Consider the following 3,649-nt stretch of genomic DNA (forward strand, 5'->3'; position numbering starts at 1 on the left):
GACGACACCGCCACGGCGGACCCGTCGGCGACCGCGGCCGACCCGTCGGCCACCGATGGCACGGGCGACCAGTCCGGCGTTGTCGACCCGAACGCGACCGACGGCACCGGTGACCAGTCCGGCGCTGTCGACCCGTCCGCGACCGACGCCAGTGGCACCGGCGAGGACCAGAGCGGCACCGGCCAGGACACAGGCACCGGCGCCGACGACGGCTCCTCGCTCACCTCGAACCACTGATCCGACCCCTTCCATCAGGTCGGCGGTGGATCGGTCCGGCCCTCCGGCGGGAGGGCCGGACCGCCCTGCGCGCACGTCAGTTACTTCAGTCCCGGCTCCCGGGCCCGCAGCAGAAGCAGCGCCACGTCGTCGATCCGCTCCCGCGCCGCCGCGCTGTGCCGCACGAGGACATCGGCGATCTCCTCCAACGGCAGGTCCCCGGCCTCGGCGAGCCGCTGCCCCAGTTCGGCGAGGGCGTCCTCGATGTCGACACCGGGGGACTCGATGAGCCCGTCGGTGTAGAGCACGAGGACGGAACCGGGCGCGAGATTCACCTCCGTCGTCGGATAGGTCGCGTCGGCGTCGATGCCCAGCAACGGACCACCGGCCAGGTCGAGCACCCGCACCCGCCCGTCCGGACGGCGCAACAACGGCGGCGGATGCCCGGCACGCGCCATCACGGCCGTACCGCGCGCGGGATCCAGCCGTAGATACAGACAACTCGCGAACAGCTCCACCCCCAGGTCGATCAGCAGCCGGTTGGTGCTGCGCATGACCTCCTCCGGAGCCTGGCCGACGGTCGTGTACGCACGGACGGCCGTCCGGATCTGGCCCATCAGCCCGGCCGCGGTCACGTTGTGCCCCTGGACATCGCCGATCACCGCCGCCGGACCCTCGGTGGTCACGAGGTCGTAGAAGTCGCCGCCGATCTCCATGCCCTGCGTGGCCGGCAGATAACGGGCGGCGGCCTCGATGCCCGGCAGTGGCGGCAGCGAGTGCGGCAGCAGTGCCGCCTGCAGTCCGTGCGCCAGCTGGTGCTTCGCGTCGTAGAGCAAGGCACGCTCCAGCGCCTGCGCGATCAGCCCGCCCAGACTCGTCAGCACCGCGCGCTCGTCCGCGGGGAAGACATGCGGCTCGGCATACGCCAGCACACAGGTGCCGACCGGCCGACCGGACGCCGCCAGCGGCAGATACGCCCAGGCCGCGAACCCGTCAGGGGTGGCGTGCCGGTTCGGATACAGCCGCTCCAGCTCCCGCCGTGACTCGAAGAACGCGGGCACACCGCTGTTCAGCGCGACCGTCCCCGGCGTCGATCCGTTCAGCGCCATGCCGTCGAAGCGCTCCACGACCCGCGGGTCCGGATAGCCGCGGTGTCCGAGCACATGCAGCCGGCCGCCCCGCGAACCGAGGACGACCAGCGCCTGGCTGCCCACGGCCGGCGCGACCTCGTCCGCGATCAACTGCACCACGTCCTCCACCCCGACCGCCTCGGTGAGCGCCCCGGCCAGACTCAGCACCTGGGAGATGCTCACAAGGCGCGACGGCCCTTCACCGGGCTGAGGCGTCGCCCGGCCCAGCTCCGTCACCGCCCGCGCCCGGCTGATCCGTACGCTCAGCCCGGTCGTGTTCGGATACATCCGGAACGACAGCCACTCGCCCGGCGGACGCAGCGCCACGAACGACGTGACCTGCTGACTGAGCAGCGCGGCGCGGTAACGGTCCTCGTACACCGGGTCGTTGAGCCAGGACACCGCCGCCCACAACTGGGTGCCCAGCAGACTGCTCACCGACATGCCGAGCAGCTCCCCGGCCGCCGCGTTCGCGAAGCCCACCCGCCCGTGCAGATCCAGCGAACACAGCCCGTACGGCAGCCGGGCCACCATCCGCGCCGCCTCGACCGTGCCCAGCGTCCCGGCCACACTCGTCGCGGGCCCCGTCGCCAGCAGATCGGGCTCCGCACGCGCCGGGCGGCGCTCCTCCACGGCCCGCTCCAGCCGCACCGCGAGCCGGTCGCAGGCACTGGTCAGCTGCTCGCGGTCCCGGTCGGACAGCACCGGCGGATGCGAACCGGGCCAGGTCACGAAGACCGAGCCGTAGACCGTGGACCCGGTGGCCACCGGCACCGCCGCCAGCGCGAAGGGATACGGCAGCACGACCGCGATCCGCGGATAGCGGCGGGCCATGTCCTCCTCGCCGCCGACCCAGATCAGCCGCCGCTCGCGCACCGCCTCGGCGACCGGGATCGGCGCGCTCAGCCCCACCCGTTCCCAGGGCGCGGCGAACGCCCGGGGCAGGCCCGCCATCACCGCCATCTCCAGCACCGGTTCGTCGGGCGTCAGCAGATACACCGCGCCCGAGTGCGCGTGGACGGCGTCCATCATCGCGGCCAGCGCGAGCGACAGCATCGGCCGGCCGACCGGCGCCTGCCGGGACAACTGCCCGTCGGACACGCCGACCACCTCCTCGCCCGGCCGTGCCGTTTCGGGGCTCAGGGTCAGGCTCCACCCTGGCGGCCCGACGCGCACGGCGAGCGATGCTGCCGCAGGGGCCTGTCCGGCGGATCAGGTCGCAGGAAAGCAACGGCACCCCATCAGCGCCGGTGAGCGGGGTGTGGTGCGTGCAGCTGCAAGGCGGAGGAGGGAGTCGACGCGATGGGGGTCCCCCCGGTCGAGCGAAGCCGAGACTGGGGGAGTCGGCGACCGACGACAACGCCGCAGATGTGCGTGCCACACCCCGCGTCTGCGACAGGATCCGCCGGACAGGCCCTGGGCACTGAGGGCCATCCGGTGCCTCATCTCCACGGAACGGTCACAGGGGCTGCGCAGCCGCTGCATAAGCGCTGTAATTACGGACGTGGTCAGTGAGGGCGCTGTTGGACGCAGAACGAGGACGCTGCGTGCCGAACTTGCCCTCAAAACGCTCACCGTCGATCTCGACTCCCGCGAACGGCTGCGCCGCGTCCTCGAACAGGCCCTCGTCTTCGCCGGCGCGACCTTCGCCGGGGTGTACACGCCCGGTGCCGATGCCGACCTGCTGTGCCTGATCGAGTCGGTCGGTGTGCCACGGACCCTGTACGGACTGCGGGACGGTTATCCGGCGTCCGGCGGAGCACCGGTCGCCGAGGTGCTGCGGGCCGGGCACGCGGTGTGGCTCGGCCCCGAGGAACTGGCCGCCGGCTGCGACTCGCGACGGCTGCCGACCGGGGAGTTCCACCTGGCGGCCCTCCCCGTGCGCGGGGACCGGGGCGGCGGCTGTCTGCTCGCGGTGAGCGACCGCCCGGCCGGGTTCGACACCGACGACCGCGCATGCCTCACGCTGGTCGCCGAGGCGGTCGCGATCCCGGTCCCGGACGAGGCCGTGGCGGGCGGGGAACTGCCCGCGGGCTCCTTCGACCTGGCCATGGACACCGGACGGGTCGAGGTGGGCGGCGACATCCTGACGCTGTTCGGGCTCGGCCCCGACGACTTCGACGGCAAGGTCGAGACCCTCCTCGGACTGACCGTGCCGGAGGACCTGCCCTCGCTGATGTCCGTCGTGGAGGCCGACCACATGGCCATCGGCGACCGCGAACTGGAGTTCCGCGTCCTGCAGCCCTCGGGGCCACCGAAGTGGCTGCGGCTGCGCGGCCGGCTGCTGCCCGGCGGCGACGGCC

The 3,649-nt window shown here is 72.9% G+C and carries 2 protein-coding genes and 1 pseudogene; 2 read left to right on the forward strand and 1 reads right to left on the reverse strand.

The annotated features are described in order from the left end of the window. A pseudogene (locus tag R6V09_RS48550) lies at positions 1-237 on the forward strand (S1 family peptidase); the annotation flags it as partial. Between the two features lie 80 nt (positions 238-317). Here R6V09_RS48550 and R6V09_RS48555 read toward each other — a convergent pair. Further along, on the reverse strand, positions 318-2,456 hold the full coding sequence (locus tag R6V09_RS48555; protein WP_317887838.1) for a SpoIIE family protein phosphatase: 2,139 nt from the start codon (positions 2,454-2,456) through the stop codon (positions 318-320). Positions 2,457-2,850: 394 nt separating this feature from the next. Between R6V09_RS48555 and R6V09_RS48560 the strand changes: the two genes are divergently transcribed. Beyond that, on the forward strand, positions 2,851-3,649 hold a 799-nt coding region (locus R6V09_RS48560), incomplete at its 3' end, for a GAF domain-containing protein (protein ID WP_317887837.1).

The sequence above is a fragment of the Streptomyces sp. W16 genome (assembly GCF_033194735.1).
Lineage (GTDB): Bacteria > Actinomycetota > Actinomycetes > Streptomycetales > Streptomycetaceae > Streptomyces.